A 14,529-nucleotide genomic window follows, 5' to 3' on the forward strand; every position below is an offset into this window, starting at 1 on the left:
AAAAAAGATCTTTTTCAACCATTGGTAAAATAAAAAATCGTTATACAATATACCACTCCCCCAATATACGCTTTTATTACCATGATCATGTCACAGCTTGATGTCAATCTGTTGGTTTTACTCGTTTTACTGGCTTGTGGTATTTTCAGTCAAAATGCGGCAGTCACGATTGCTGCGGGTGTTCTAATCTTCTTTAAGCTTACACCATTAAGTCAATTTTTCCCTTATTTACAACAACATGGATTAAATATTGGCGTTATTATCTTAACCATCGGTGTGCTTACGCCTATCGCCAGCGGCAAATTAAGTGGTGATACGATTCTTAAATCATTCCTGAGTTACAAATCCATTTTAGCCATTGCAGTCGGTCTATTAGTGGCGTGGTTGGGCGGTCGCGGTGTTAAACTCATGACCAATCAGCCAGATGTTGTTGCAGGTTTATTGATTGGCACAGTGGCAGGTGTCGCTGTACTTCGAGGAGTTCCTGTCGGCCCACTGATTGCAGCAGGAATTTTGTCTTTACTGATTAGCTATCAATAATCAATTGATTAAAACCACTTAAGTCTTCAGGCTGTTTCTTTGATCGTTTTGATAAATACATTTGCTGATCTGCATATTCAAGTAATTGTTCAACGCTATCTGCATGGGTTGGATAAATTGCAACACCTGTGCTGGCTCGAATACTCAAGTTTTTATTTTCAAAGATAAATTCTTGATCACAAACAACATTGATTCGATCAACCACGTTCAAACTTAGTTTTGGATCAGCTAATTGAGTAAGAATAATGGCAAACTCATCTCCTCCAATACGAGCCAGATGATCTTGAACACGAATCACCATTTTTAATCTTTGAGCAAATTCTTTTAAAGCAGCATCACCAACCCGATGTCCATACTGATCATTAATTTGTTTCAAACCATCCATATCAATCATTAACAAAGCAAAATAATTCTGAGTAGATTGAGTTGAAGCAAGACATCTTCTGAAATGATCTAAAAACTGACTTCGATTGGAAAGCTCGGTGAGCACATCCTGAGTCGCCATACGATAGAGTTCTTGTGTACCAAATCGTGTCGCATGATACATGGCGGCCGCAATCAGTTCAGACATTAGCTCGAGTAGTCTTAAGTCTCCTTCTGCAAAAGCGGCTACTTTTTTTGAATATATTTTTAAAACGCCTAAAGGTTCTTCACAATGAATAAGTGGAACCACCGCCATTGAACGAAGTCCTACATAACGACAGGCAAATACATCCACTCTTGGATCTGTCTCAGTATCTGGACTATATAAGATTTCTCTTTTTTCAATACAAAGCCCCGAAAGAGTATTTTTAACTTTTATGCGATGACCTAGTAGATTTAAATTATGATCAGATACTGAATGAACCACCATTTCATTGGTTTCTAAGAGTTCAATAATTGCTCCATCAGCTTCAATAATATTCTTTGACTGTTGGGCAACCACGGTCATCACTGAGTCTAAATCTAGCCCCAATTTTACAATTTCAGTCTGCGTCTGGATCACAGAAAGTAATTGTTCGACTGTCGGTTGAAATTTACCTGACATTCTAAGCCCTAACCCGTATTAAAAATGATGACTTTTTGACTATTAAAATAATAAAGAAGTGATGGGAGGGAATTTTACGACTAATTATGCAAAATGCATAGAAAATAAACAGACTTATGCGCTCAAAAAGGGCATTTTTAATCAATCTGCCGAATGACCTACAATTTAAATAATGTCCAAGTGTCTTTCTTAGAAAGAATATAGACTTCTTTCATAAGTCCCTTTTATTTCTCTCTATTGAAGAAAAATAAAGAAGGTTTAAACAATGATGAAAGAAGTCTTATAATTAGGCTGAATAATAATTTATTCTTTTCTGAGAAAATTTTTCCAACTGTTTCAAGAAACCTTCAAAATAGCTTTTTTCTTTCTCATCAGTCCGATAACCCGCATATAAAGTACGGCGCAAGCCTTGTGGTGCAACACAACTCAAACGACGACTTGTCACCCAGCCTTTTTGTTCATATTCATTTACCACCCAATCAGGCAAAGCTGAAATACCACGCCCACTGGCCACCAGTTGAATGAGCATCTGAGTTAAATCGGTGGTACGGATGGCTTTAGGCTGGATATTTGCAGGAAGAAATAGATGCGCCATAATATCCAGACGATGTTTATCAACAGGATATGTGATCAACGTTTCTTCAGCTAAATTTTGTACCGTGATATTTTCGCTACGCACCAAAGGATGCGTATTGGATAAGACCAAACGTGATTCATATTCAAAAATCGGAAAATATTCAATCCCTTTAAGCGCGATCGGATCTGCGGTAATGAGTAAATCGAATTCACCTGTTTGTAAAAGTTCATGTGGATTGGCTTCAAAACCCGAAGCAAAGTCCAGATCGACATCAGGATACTGTTGGCGATATTGATTTAATAATGGCATTAACCAGTCAAAACAACTGTGGCATTCAGACGAAAAAATAATACGTCCCGTCTGCCCATGTACAATACGCGTGATATCACTTTGTGCAATTTGAATTTGTGGTAACACATCATCGGCAAGTTTTAATAAGCGTTGCCCCACATTTGAAAAGGTTACAGGTCGACTACGACGATTGACGACTTCGACCCCATACCAATGATCAAGTTCTTTCAGTTGATGTGAAATTGCTGAAGGGGTTAGACACAAATCATTTGCAGCAGCGACCAGTGAACCATGCTCACGTAAAGCCAGAAGCGTTTTAAGATGGCGAATTTCAAGCATAAAGTCGAATCAAAACAAAAGAGTGAATATTATTCATTATATCATGAAATTTATTAGCTTGTTTCAACTTAAATTTTATTTCATTATTCTTTTACTACATGAATATAGCTCAACTTATATGACTTTAAAACACAATCATCTTCTAGTTCCATTTTGTCAGATCAAATAATTTGGATGCTAAATTCTTACTAAGATATTGAAAATAAAAAATTTATAAATTTTAAAATAATAAATATAAAAAACTATAATCAAAAACTCCAGACACTCTAGGTCAACGTTGACCTAGAGCTTTTTTTATCAGAACGATTGGTCTATCAAATTCATCATGGAGTTATTGTGCAACATCATTAACTTGAGTTTGTGATTGAGCAACCATTGAAAGTAACTGATGACTTGCAACATTATCGTTTTGATCAAATATCACCTGATAAGAAAGTTTCTTTCCATCAAAATATGATTCCGCAGGCGTTCCAATAACTTCCCACAAACCAATTGAAGCGACATCTGCTAAGCCATGCCAAATCACACGACTGGTTTTATTTGCTTTAGAATAACCTTGTTGGAAAGTATAAATTTCTACACGTTGACCATCTTTATATTCACTTGCAACAGGTGCACCAAACTCAGCAATCACGTGATTACGTGAAATACCTGTATTTAAAACACTTAGATTTTTCTTACTGGGCTGATTACTTGCCATGACTACAGCACAACCACTACTGGTCAATACAGATACTAGCAACCCCACAGCCATACATTTTTTTAACATCTTCATACTCATTATTCTGATTAACTCCATCACCGCATTAAACCCCGTAATGCAGCGTGCAAATATATATTGTATATAACTTTTTTCAATCATTATTTATCGCTGTAAAGATGTTAAAAATCTTGAATTCCGAGTGAATTAGTTAACTATTACAATCTCTTTCCACTATAATTATTTCTTGATTATTCTCCCATTTCTCTCAATTTTTTATGTCAGCTAAATCAAATACATCGATTGCTTCGGGTTCACCCCGACAATATTCATTATTTTGGGTCATTTTAGCATTAGCGATTGGTGGCTTTTGTATCGGAACAACTGAATTTGTTGCAATGGGATTGATTCAGGAAATTGCCAAAGATCTACATATTAGTGTTCCAGATGCAGGTCATTTTATCAGTGCTTATGCACTTGGCGTAGTGATTGGTGCGCCAGTTATTGCTATTTTAGCTGCACGCATTCCACGCAAGTCGTTATTACTGGGTTTGATGTTGTTTTACGGCATTGCCAATGCTCTGACCGCTTTGGCTCATACACCTGAAACTGTTTTACTTTCACGTTTTATCGCGGGTTTTCCACACGGCGCTTATTTTGGTGTAAGCGCATTGGTTGCCGCAGAACTGGCTGGTCCCAAAAAACGAGCTTCCGCTGTTGCTCAAATGATGATGGGACTAACCATTGCGACAGTTTTCGGTGTTCCATTGGCAACATGGCTAGGTCAACAATTTGGTTGGCGTTCAGGCTTTGAATTTTCCTCAATTATTGCTTTTGTTACCTTAGTTGCCATTGCCATTTTTGTACCCCAAATACCAGTACATTCAACAGCCAGTGTTAAAACCGAGTTGGCAGGGCTGAAAAATATCCATATGTGGCTCACGCTTGCTGTGGGTGCAATTGGGTTTGGCGGCATGTTTTCGGTCTATAGTTATGTCTCACCTATTTTGACTGAATATACCCAAGTCAGTATCGATATTGTTCCCATTGCTTTAGCCATCTGGGGTGTTGGTATGGTGATTGGAGGATTACTGGCAGGTTGGCTGGCCGATCGGAATTTAAATAAAACCATTGTAGCCGTGCTTATTAGTTCGGCACTTGCTTTTGTTTTAGCCAGTTTCATGATGAGCCAGCTTTATACTGCGATTTTTGCCTTGTTTTTGATTGGACTCACAGTCATGGGTTTAGGCGGAACTTTACAAATGCGCTTAATGGATGTTGCTGGTGAAGCCCAAGGTTTGGCGGCATCTCTCAACCATTCAGCCTTTAATTTGGCAAATGCATTAGGTGCTTTTTTAGGTGGTTGGGTCTTGAGTCATCAGATGGGTTGGATCGCACCTATCTGGGTGGGTTTTGTTCTAAGTCTTGGCGGATTAGTGATTTTGTTGATCGCCTTTGCTGTAGAAAAATATAAGAAATAAAATCTTTGGCATGAGATCAATTTCAGTGAACTCATGCCTCTGGCAACTTTTCACCGCAATGAGGACAATATTTAAAGGCTTTCTTTTGTTGTTCCTGCTCTTCCAAATCTTTCTCACGGATCAATTGCATAATCACTTCATTGGTTTGCTCTTTGCTTAAGCCTATCCGTTTACGGATTTTTTCGATTTCCTTTGTTTCATTTAGATAGTCTATCTGATTTGAAATCAGTAAATTTCTAAACTCCTGAGCAAGTTTTTGATTACGTAAACTTAATTCATTCGCAAGACCTGTCGCCAAAATACCTGCTGGCAATGCAGCCAAACCAACACCTAAAATTGTAATCACAGCGCCCAATAATTTGCCAATATTGGTGACTGGAGTCACATCACCATAGCCGACTGTAGTCAGCGTAACAACTGCCCACCACATTGCCTCTGGAATAGAGCTAAATACTCCGGGCTGTGCTTTATTTTCAACCACATAGATACCACCCGCAGCCATAACAATCATGATGAGTAAAATAAATACAACTGCCTGAAATGAACCTTTTTCACGCTCGATAACCGCAAGTAAAATCTGGAGTGAAACGAAATAACGGGTCAACTTTAACAGACGCAGTAATCTTAAAATTCTCAAGAACCGTAAGTCAATTGGTACTATAAAGTTAAGGTATGCGGGTAAAATCGCCAATAAATCAATAATCGCACCGCCACTACTAAACCATTGCAATCGTGTTTTCCATGCAGGTTGATCTGGGTGCTCTTCTGCAACACACCATAAGCGCAATAAATATTCAATCGTAAATAGAGCGATAGAAACTGTTTCAAATAGATCGAAGAGTTTTTTGTGCGCAAAATAAATGGAATCAATCGACTCCAACATAACGGCTAAAACATTGGCAATAATCAAAAATATCAAAAAGAAATTCAGGAGACGACTTAAGTGACTTTCATAATCATGATTCTGTAAATTATTAAAAACAAAACGACGTAAATGACGTAAGGAAAATTTAGTCATCATAAATAAAAACTTATAATTATGCTCAATACTCGGCACAATTTAACATGCTCACAGTATTTGTGTCAGCTTTTAGCTTAATCCTAGTGAGAATGCAGTAACAGACAGGCAACAATTCTTCATTTGGTAATAGAGCAAGACTCTTTCATAATAAAATCATAAACTCAAATGCGTTTGCATGCAGTTTAACAATACTAACTATATAAATTATAACGTTAATCTATTCATAATAAGGCGGTTTTTATGGGCTTTAAACCAATTCCAGCTGCAATATCCTGTGCATTAACACTTATCATCTGGTTTATTATCCCAGTCCCTCAAGGAGTAACGCCTGAAGCTTGGCATTTATTGGCCATGTTTGTAGGGGTAATTGCTGCCATTATCGGGAAAGCCCTTCCGATTGGAGCAATTGCGATGATTGCCATTACGCTAGTTGCCGTTACGGGCGTCACCAACCCCAAACCCAGTGAAGCCATTAAGGACGCTTTAAGTAGTTTTGCCAATCCCCTTATCTGGCTAATTGGGGTGTCGATCATGATCTCCAAAGGGCTTCAAAAAACAGGGCTTGGAGCACGTTTAGGTTATCTATTTATTGCCGTATGGGGTAAACGAACCATTGGTATCGGTTATAGCATGGTGTTGTCGGAACTCATACTTGCTCCTGTTACGCCAAGTAATACGGCACGTGGCGGTGGAATTATCCATCCGATTGTTCGCGCTATTGCGACCAGTTATGATTCAGACCCAGCCAAAGGCACTGAAGGTCGTATGGGGAAATATCTGGCTTTGGTGAATTATCATGCCAATCCGATTACTTCTGCCATGTTTGTTACTGCGACAGCACCTAATCCACTGGTGGTAGATCTGGTCGCAAAAGCGACCAATACCCAGATTTACCTCAGTTGGACAACATGGGCAATTGCCATGATCCTTCCAGGAATCATAGCGCTCATTGTTATGCCGATTATCATCTATCTCATGTATCCACCTGAAATTAAACGAACGCCAAATTCAGCACAATTTGCAAAAGAACGCCTGAAAGAAATGGGGAAAGTGACTCTACCTGAGCTCATCATGTTAGGTGTCTTTGGCATCATGCTATTACTTTGGGCTGGTATTCCTGCCATGATCTTGGGTGATGCGTGGTCAGTGGATGCGACGACGACCGCATTTATTGGTTTAAGCCTCTTACTTTTAACAGGGGTTTTGACTTGGGAAGATATCCTGACTCAAAAAAGTGCATGGGATACCATCACATGGTTTGCTGCTTTAGTGATGATGGCAACCTACTTAAATAAGTTAGGTCTTATTACATGGTTCTCTGGAGTTCTTGAAGCCCAGATTGCACATCTTGGACTCAACTGGGTACTGGCAAGTTTATTGCTCTTACTGACGTATATGTATGCGCATTATATGTTTGCAAGTACTACAGCACACATTACCGCAATGTTTGCTGCCTTTTACACAGCAGGTATTGCACTTGGTGCTCCCCCAATGCTGTTTGCACTGATCATGGCGGCTGCATCCAGTATTATGATGACACTTACGCACTATGCAACAGGTACCTCACCGATTATCTATGGGTCTGGCTATACCACTTTGGGAGAATGGTGGAAGGCAGGCTTTGTCATGAGTGTGGTCAATATTGTGATTTTTATCCTCATTGGTGGCATCTGGTGGAAATTTCTGGGCTACTGGTAAATTTGCAGCTCTATCCCCCATTAAAAAGCCTGTCATAAAAAATCATGACAGGCTTTTTTGCAATATTATGCAGGAATGACCACCAATTTCTTTTGTACAAATTCATTAAAACCTAGCTCAGAAAGTTCATGACCATAACCTGAACGTTTTACGCCACCGAAAGGTAACTCTGGTGCAGTTTGAGTCAAACTATTAATCCAGATCATGCCTGTTTCAACACGTGACGCTAGTTTTTTTGCTCGCTCAATATCTTTAGAGTGGATTGCACCGCCTAAGCCATAATGTGATTGATTGGCAATTTTTACAATCTCATCGTCGTCTTTAGCGACATAAAGTTGAGACACTGGGCCAAAAAATTCTTCATACCAAGCAGGATTACTTTCTTCAATATTTTCTAAAATGGTTGCTTCAAAAAAGTTACCTGCTCCGTCAATAGGCTTACCACCCAATACTAATGTGGCTCCAGCATCAACAGCCTTGACTACCTGTTTATGTAAGTTTTCTGCTGCCGAAGCCGATGATAGAGGCCCCAGACTTGTCGACTCATCCAATGGATCGCCTGTTTTTAAGTTTTTAAATGCTTCGATCATGCCTTGCTTAAATTGCTCAGCAATTTTTTCATGCAAAATAAAACGCTTGGCTGCGGTACAAACTTGACCTGCATTATTAATACGTGCCTGACAACCGACCTTAATCGCACGTTGCAAATCAGCATCATCCAATACGATAAAAACGTCATTTCCACCCAATTCTAGCGTCGACTTCTTAACATATTTTCCCGCTTGTTCGGCAACACTACTTCCCGCACCTTCTGAACCGGTCAAGGCAACACCCTGTACACGCGGATCTTTAATAATCTCAGCAACCTGATCGGTTGAAATAAATAAATTGGTCCATACGCCTGCTGGTGCACCTGAATCATGAATAATCTTTTCAAAGGCTTCTGCACATTGCGGGACAATACTGGCATGTTTAGCTAGGACAGGATTACCAATCGCGCAGTTCGGCGCAAATACCCGCATGAGTTGATAAAAAGGAAAATTCCACGGTTCGACTGCCATAATCACACCCAGTGGATGATGTTCAACCCACGCTTCACCTATTTCAGTCGGATACTTTTGTGGACTTAAAAACTTCTCTGCATTTTGTGCATAATAATCTGCAATATTGGCACATAACTCCACTTCACCAAGGCTCTGTTTGATCAACTTACCCATTTCTGTAGACATAAGTTGTGCCAGTTTTTCTTTATTTGCTCTTAACTGACTTGCTACTTTTTTGAGTAACGCAAGACGTTTTTCTAGGTCTTTTTTAGACCAATCTGATTTTAATAGCTTTTCAGCATGATCCAGACTTTCATCAATTTTAGCTTGATCATGAAAGTCATAAGTTTTAAGAATTTGACCGTTAAAAGGATTTACCGACTGATAACTCATGGCTATCTCCAATCATTATGTTTATCTTAAGTGAAATTTGAATGGTTCAAACATTTCAAAATGCGTTGGTCGAGCAACATTGTGTGGCGTTATTTTGTTTGCATATCTGTTAATCAGATGAGTCACCAAAACACGGCACTATTTGTACACCCACCCACATTAAAGAGAGTTAAAGACATTGAATAGGCTTTGCAGCAAAACGCCTTCAAAGCCTCACTTATTGATACAAAATCTTGGTTTAGATAGCGTTTGAGTAAGTAAACCCATTCTTTTTGTATGTAGAAAATCATCCATAAGAAATAAAAAAACCTGATTTGATTGATCAAATCAGGTTTCTGAAAATTGCATCTAGTTTAAGTTATATGCCGCGCCAATCTACACGTGCATTACGTTCAGTTTCATAAATTCGTTGTACATATTGCCCCAAAGGTAAACTGAGCAAATAGTCTTTATATTGACGTAATTCAGGTGAACTGACTTCATTATTTTCCCGTTCCCACGGTGTTCCTGACAGCTCCAAAATCGGCGCAAGCATTGCACAAACGGCAATATCGGCGAGCCCTAAACGATCCCCAACCAAATAACGTCCAAAATTATCAATAAGGCGTTCATTCAAGACCAATACCAATTCATCCATACGCAGTTTAGATTGGGCAATCTTTTCTTCCTGAAGCTCATAGCTTTTGGTCACTAAAGTTTTCAAAATCGGTTTTGAAAATTTTTCAAATTGACGCAAATAGCCCTGCTCACCCATCATGATTTCAAGCGCTTCATCACCATGCGTCAGTGCATGCCCCAAACTCCAGCGACGTACATGAACGCCTAGTTCGTCAGCAATTTTATCGATCTCAATAGCCAGCTCACGTAAATGCGGATCTCGACGTAATAATGAATGTTCGGGGTAGTGATCATCCAGATACAACGCAATTTGAGTTGATTCAGCAATCCATCTTTTATCATCTTTTAAAATCGGAAGTTTATTTTGACCGGTTTTTAACTGGGCAAAAGCACGATGGAAACCAGGAATCAAGTTATGCGCAACATAATCCAATTCCTTATGATCAAGTAACCAGCGAGCTTTTTCACAATAATGGGACAAAGGAAACTGGTATAAAACCCGCATAAAAACTCCAATTTATTTTTTTAATCAAACAATTTTAAAAAACAATATCTTGTTTTGCTTACTTTAAAAGTAAGCCATAATGAAAACAATGTACTTTTTGTGCCAAACATTGGGCGAAATCGTCTATTGGCACAATCTGCAATCCGATTTGGATACCTATAATTTATATGTTTTTCCGCGCTAGATATCTTTAAAACAAATAAATACGATATAAAAAACCAAAATTCAAATTATCAAAAATAAATATATCATTGATTTTTATCAATTTCATGTTATTCAAAAAACAACTTAATTTAGATCAAAAATGATTAAGCACTTTTCTTCATAAACTACGCGCAATACTTCGTTTAACCATTAGGTATATTTTTTCTAAGGTACCCCTATCTATAGTAGGTATCATTATGTCTGAGTTAAATTTCTATCCTACCCGATCGGTTCAAGTCATTCAAAACGATCAACAGGCAATTAATGCAGCTTATCAAGTTGCAGATTTTGCACTGGAAGGTCGTAATCAACGTGATCTAAAGCGGATTTTGCCCTTTGAAGAAATCGATCAATTTAGTCTAAAAGGTTTAGGCGGCATTCGTATTCCTAAGCGTTATGGTGGCGCTTTCGTGTCCAATAAAACACTGGCTCAGGTGTTTAGGATCTTAAATAAGGCAGATTCAAGTGTTGGGCAAATTCCTCAAAATCAAATTAGCTTACTGAATTTAATTGATCTGATGGGAACAGAATCACAAAAACAATTTATTTTTAAAGAAATTCTGTCGGGTAAACGCCTTGCCAATGGCGGCCCTGAACGTCATACCAAAGATTCAAAAACACTACAGACCACCCTCACACTTAAAAATGGCAAATATTATCTGGATGGTGAAAAATTTTACTCCACAGGCAGTATTTTTGCGCACTGGCTTGCGATTAAAGCCATTCATCCAGAGGGTCATGTGGTTTTAGTGATTGTAGACCGACACAGTGACGGGATTGAAATCATCAATAACTGGAATGGCTTTGGACAAAGGACCACGGCAAGTGGCACGGTAAAATTGCATCAGGTCATCGTTGATCCAGACTTGATTTTTGATGAGCGTGTTTTAACTCAGGCACCCACCTATCGTGGCGCGTATTCACAATTATTACAGGTCGCCATTGATGTCGGAATCGCTGAGGCGGCTTTTGCAGATCTTATTTCAGCCGTAAAAAAAGCCCGTCCTATTCTCGATGCACAAGTGGAAAAGGCCAGTCTGGAACCTTATACCCTGCAAGAAACGGGCAAGCTGGATATTCTCCTCAATGCTGCGATTTTACTTCTGGATGAAGCAGCTGAGTATCTGGATGAACTGGATCAGCTTGATCAAGTCACAGAACAACAAGCAGCCAAAGCGTCGATTTTAGTGGCAGAAGCCAAAGTCTATGCCAATGATGCAGCCTTACAGATTTCAGAAAAATTACTGGAACTGGGCGGTAGTCGTGCCAGCTTGAGCCAATTTAATCTCGATCAACACTGGCGTAATGCACGCGTGCATACCTTGCACGATCCCGTGCGCTGGAAAATACACGCCATTGGCAACTATTACCTGAACGGTACTTTGCCTGCTCGTCATGCATGGATCTAAGGAGATAATAAAATGACCTCTTATCAAGCCATCCATCAAGCGGAAAATGATCTTGTTAATCATCCCAGTACCCAGCATTATTCTGCGGTACGTGTGATTCAAAATGATGCTGAAGCACTTGACGTCGCACAGCAACTTGCCGAGCAATTTAAAACTCAAAGTATCGAACGTGATGCACAGCGTATCTTACCTTTTGCTGAAATTGAGGCTTTTAGTCAATCTGGACTCTGGGCAATTACAGTCCCCAAACGTTATGGTGGTGCAGAAGTATCTAGCCTCACGGTTGCCAAAATTATTGCGTTATTGAGTGGCGTTGATGGATCAATTGGTCAGATTCCGCAAAACCATTTTTATGCGCTGGAAGTGTTAAGAAATACAGGAACCGAAGCACAAAAACAACGGTTATATCAGGAAGTTCTCGATGGCGCCCGTTTTGGCAATGCATTGGCAGAATTTAAACCGAAAAATGCCAGTTTAAAACAAACAGCGCTGATCCCTGTTAAAGAGGGTTATCTGATTAATGGTGAAAAATTTTACTGCACGGGGAGTTTATTTGCGCATCGTATTCCGACCTTAGTGGTGGATGCCGAAGGTCGTGAATATCTAGCTTTTGTGCAACGTCAAAGTGAAGGGCTGAGTTTAATTGATAACTGGACCGGTTTTGGTCAACGTGTCACAGGCAGTGGAAGTGTCAAGTTTCATCAAGTCTTTGTTGCTGCCGAAGATGTCATTCCATTCGATACAGCTTTTCAGCAACCGACTCTGGTGGGGCCATTTGCACAAATTATGCATGCAGCGATTGAAGTGGGGATCGCCCGCGCTGCTTTTGAGGAAACTCTAAAACGGGTACATCAGGCACGTCCGTGGATCGATTCCAATGTTGAAAGTGCCGCAGAAGATCCACTCACGATTTATGAACTTGGCCGTGTTGCCACCGATGTTCGTGCCAGTGAGGTTTTACTGAAACAGGCGGCACACTCCATTGATGCAGCAAAATTACAAACCAATGCTGAAACAATTGCCAAAGCGTCAATCGATGTGGCAAAAGTTCGCGCGCATAGTAGTAAGACAGCTCTGAAAGCTTCATCAAAGTTGATTGAACTGGCAGGCAGTCGTGGTAGTCAGGCTGAGGATGGTTTAGATCGCTTCTGGCGTAATGCGCGCGTTCATACCTTGCATGACGCCGCGCGTTGGAAATATTACTTTATTGGAAATTATATTTTAAATGGCATTCTGCCTCCACGCAGAGGCACATTGTAATGACAAAAAAATTACCAAAGAAAATTCTATTGAATGCCTTTGATATGAACAGTGTCGGTCATATCAATCATGGTTTATGGACGCATCCGCGTGATCAGTCGCATCGTTTTAACGAGTTAAGTTATTGGACTGATCTGGCAAAAACTCTGGAAGCTGGACTATTTGATGGCTTATTCATCGCGGACATTACAGGGGTCTATGATGTCTATCAAAACAATATTGATCTGACTTTACGAGAATCAATTCAACTGCCGAGTCATGATCCTAGTACCTTGGTTTCTGCAATGGCAGCGGTCACCCAGCACTTGGGTTTTGGGATTACTGTGAATTTAAGTTATGAAACGCCTTACCAATTTGCACGGCGTTTTGCCTCTCTGGATCATCTGACACAAGGTCGTATTGGCTGGAATATTGTCACGGGCTATCTGGACAGCGCAGAACGTCTCATTGGTCATTCAGGCTTAAAAGATCATGATTTGCGTTATGAACAGGCCGAAGAGTTTTTACAGCTTTGCTATCAATATTGGGAAGGTTCATGGGAAGATGATGCGATTCAAAAAGATAAAATCCATCGTATTTTCACTGATCCCAGCAAAGTTCACGAAATTCAGCATCAAGGACGTTTTTACCAAAGTCAGGGCGTGTTTCAGGTTGCACCCTCAATACAACGTACCCCTGTTTTATTTCAGGCAGGCGCTTCCCCGCGTGGATTAGCATTTGCGACAGCCCATGCCGAATGTATTTTTATTGGTGGCGATCAACCTAAAAAAATTCGTCAGCAAGTTCTTAAAATTCGAGAGCAAGCCGTACAGCAAGGTCGCCAAGCCAGTGACATTAAAATTTTTCTGGGCATTACCGTCGTAACTGGAGAAACAGAACAAATTGCTCAGGAGAAACTGGCAGAGTATCGTCAATATGCCAGCCCAGAAGCAGGACTTGCGCATTATGCCTCCTCAGTTGGCATGGATTTATCCAAATTTGCAGATGATGAAGTGATTCCTTATCAAAAAAGTAACAGTATCGCGTCTGTGAATGAAAAATTCAAAACTCAGCAAATCACGAAAAATGATCTAAAAAATCAGCATGTTTTGGGTGGACGTTATCCATTGATTGTCGGGAGTGGCAGCCATGTCGCAGAGCAACTGATTGACTTGATGGATGACACAGGCATTGACGGTTTTAATTTGACTCGTACTGTAGCACCCGAATCACATCAGGATTTTATCCGTTTCGTGGTTCCTGAATTACAACAACGCGGACGTTATAAAACGGAATATCAAGCGGGTTCTTTACGACACAAACTGCATCAACAAGGTGATCGTCTTGCTGCATCGCACCCTGCCGATGCCTTCCGATGTCGACCTTTAAAACAAGAAAAATCTTCTCACCTTTCACAACATATTAGCGCTTAAATTTTGGAGTA

General features: G+C 39.9%; 12 protein-coding genes. 6 read left to right on the top strand and 6 right to left on the bottom strand.

The genetic code is table 11. The annotated features are described in order from the left end of the window. The first annotated feature begins 84 nt into the window (after positions 1–84). Positions 85–540, top strand: a complete 456-nt coding sequence (locus JR005_RS13190) for a DUF441 domain-containing protein (RefSeq protein WP_171494101.1) — start codon at positions 85–87, stop codon at positions 538–540. Here the strand turns inward: JR005_RS13190 and JR005_RS13195 are convergent. The 3 genes from JR005_RS13195 to JR005_RS13205 form a co-directional block, all read right to left on the bottom strand. Further along, positions 527–1,567, bottom strand: a complete 1,041-nt coding sequence (locus JR005_RS13195) for a sensor domain-containing diguanylate cyclase (protein ID WP_218665249.1) — start codon at positions 1,565–1,567, stop codon at positions 527–529. The genes JR005_RS13190 and JR005_RS13195 overlap by 14 nt on opposite strands. Before the next feature lie 286 nt (positions 1,568–1,853). Continuing rightward, positions 1,854–2,774: a LysR family transcriptional regulator gene (locus JR005_RS13200; RefSeq protein ID WP_004989520.1), complete on the bottom strand. Its 921-nt coding sequence runs from the start codon at positions 2,772–2,774 to the stop codon at positions 1,854–1,856. Between the two features lie 331 nt (positions 2,775–3,105). Further along, positions 3,106–3,543 (bottom strand): hypothetical protein, encoded by a 438-nt coding sequence (locus JR005_RS13205; protein ID WP_034697739.1) that lies wholly within the window; start codon positions 3,541–3,543, stop codon positions 3,106–3,108. A 209-nt stretch (positions 3,544–3,752) separates the two neighbouring features. On the opposite strand from JR005_RS13205, the gene JR005_RS13210 reads away from it, so the two are divergent. Continuing rightward, positions 3,753–4,955, top strand: a complete 1,203-nt coding sequence (locus tag JR005_RS13210) for an MFS transporter (RefSeq protein WP_049175538.1) — start codon at positions 3,753–3,755, stop codon at positions 4,953–4,955. A 31-nt stretch (positions 4,956–4,986) separates the two neighbouring features. On the opposite strand, the gene JR005_RS13215 is transcribed toward JR005_RS13210, so the two are convergent. After that, complete coding sequence (locus tag JR005_RS13215) at positions 4,987–5,973, bottom strand: ion transporter (RefSeq protein WP_026039907.1); 987 nt, start codon at positions 5,971–5,973, stop codon at positions 4,987–4,989. 243 nt (positions 5,974–6,216) lie between these two features. On the opposite strand from JR005_RS13215, the gene JR005_RS13220 reads away from it, so the two are divergent. After that, the gene (locus tag JR005_RS13220) at positions 6,217–7,674 is read left to right on the top strand and encodes a DASS family sodium-coupled anion symporter (RefSeq protein ID WP_044435202.1); all 1,458 of its coding nucleotides are present in this window, start codon (positions 6,217–6,219) and stop codon (positions 7,672–7,674) included. 65 nt (positions 7,675–7,739) lie between these two features. On the opposite strand, the gene JR005_RS13225 is transcribed toward JR005_RS13220, so the two are convergent. Further along, positions 7,740–9,110, bottom strand: a complete 1,371-nt coding sequence (locus JR005_RS13225; RefSeq protein ID WP_151725064.1) for an NAD-dependent succinate-semialdehyde dehydrogenase — start codon at positions 9,108–9,110, stop codon at positions 7,740–7,742. Positions 9,111–9,468: 358 nt separating this feature from the next. Beyond that, on the bottom strand, positions 9,469–10,233 hold the full coding sequence (locus JR005_RS13230) for a glutathione S-transferase family protein (protein ID WP_005003899.1): 765 nt from the start codon (positions 10,231–10,233) through the stop codon (positions 9,469–9,471). Positions 10,234–10,634: 401 nt separating this feature from the next. On the opposite strand from JR005_RS13230, the gene JR005_RS13235 reads away from it, so the two are divergent. The 3 genes from JR005_RS13235 to JR005_RS13245 are packed head-to-tail and all read left to right on the top strand — an operon-like array spanning position 10,635 to position 14,518. Beyond that, positions 10,635–11,846: an SfnB family sulfur acquisition oxidoreductase gene (locus tag JR005_RS13235; RefSeq protein WP_218665250.1), complete on the top strand. Its 1,212-nt coding sequence runs from the start codon at positions 10,635–10,637 to the stop codon at positions 11,844–11,846. A gap of 12 nt (positions 11,847–11,858) precedes the next feature. Further along, on the top strand, positions 11,859–13,106 hold the full coding sequence (locus JR005_RS13240; protein WP_228731710.1) for an SfnB family sulfur acquisition oxidoreductase: 1,248 nt from the start codon (positions 11,859–11,861) through the stop codon (positions 13,104–13,106). Further along, a complete protein-coding gene (locus JR005_RS13245; RefSeq protein WP_218665251.1) occupies positions 13,106–14,518 on the top strand; it encodes an LLM class flavin-dependent oxidoreductase in 1,413 nt (470 codons plus the stop codon). Before JR005_RS13240 ends, JR005_RS13245 begins: the two co-directional genes overlap by 1 nt. Positions 14,519–14,529: the final 11 nt, after the last annotated feature.

Source organism: Acinetobacter sp. Colony158 (assembly GCF_019264745.1).
GTDB classification, from domain to species: Bacteria; Pseudomonadota; Gammaproteobacteria; order Pseudomonadales; family Moraxellaceae; genus Acinetobacter; species Acinetobacter ursingii.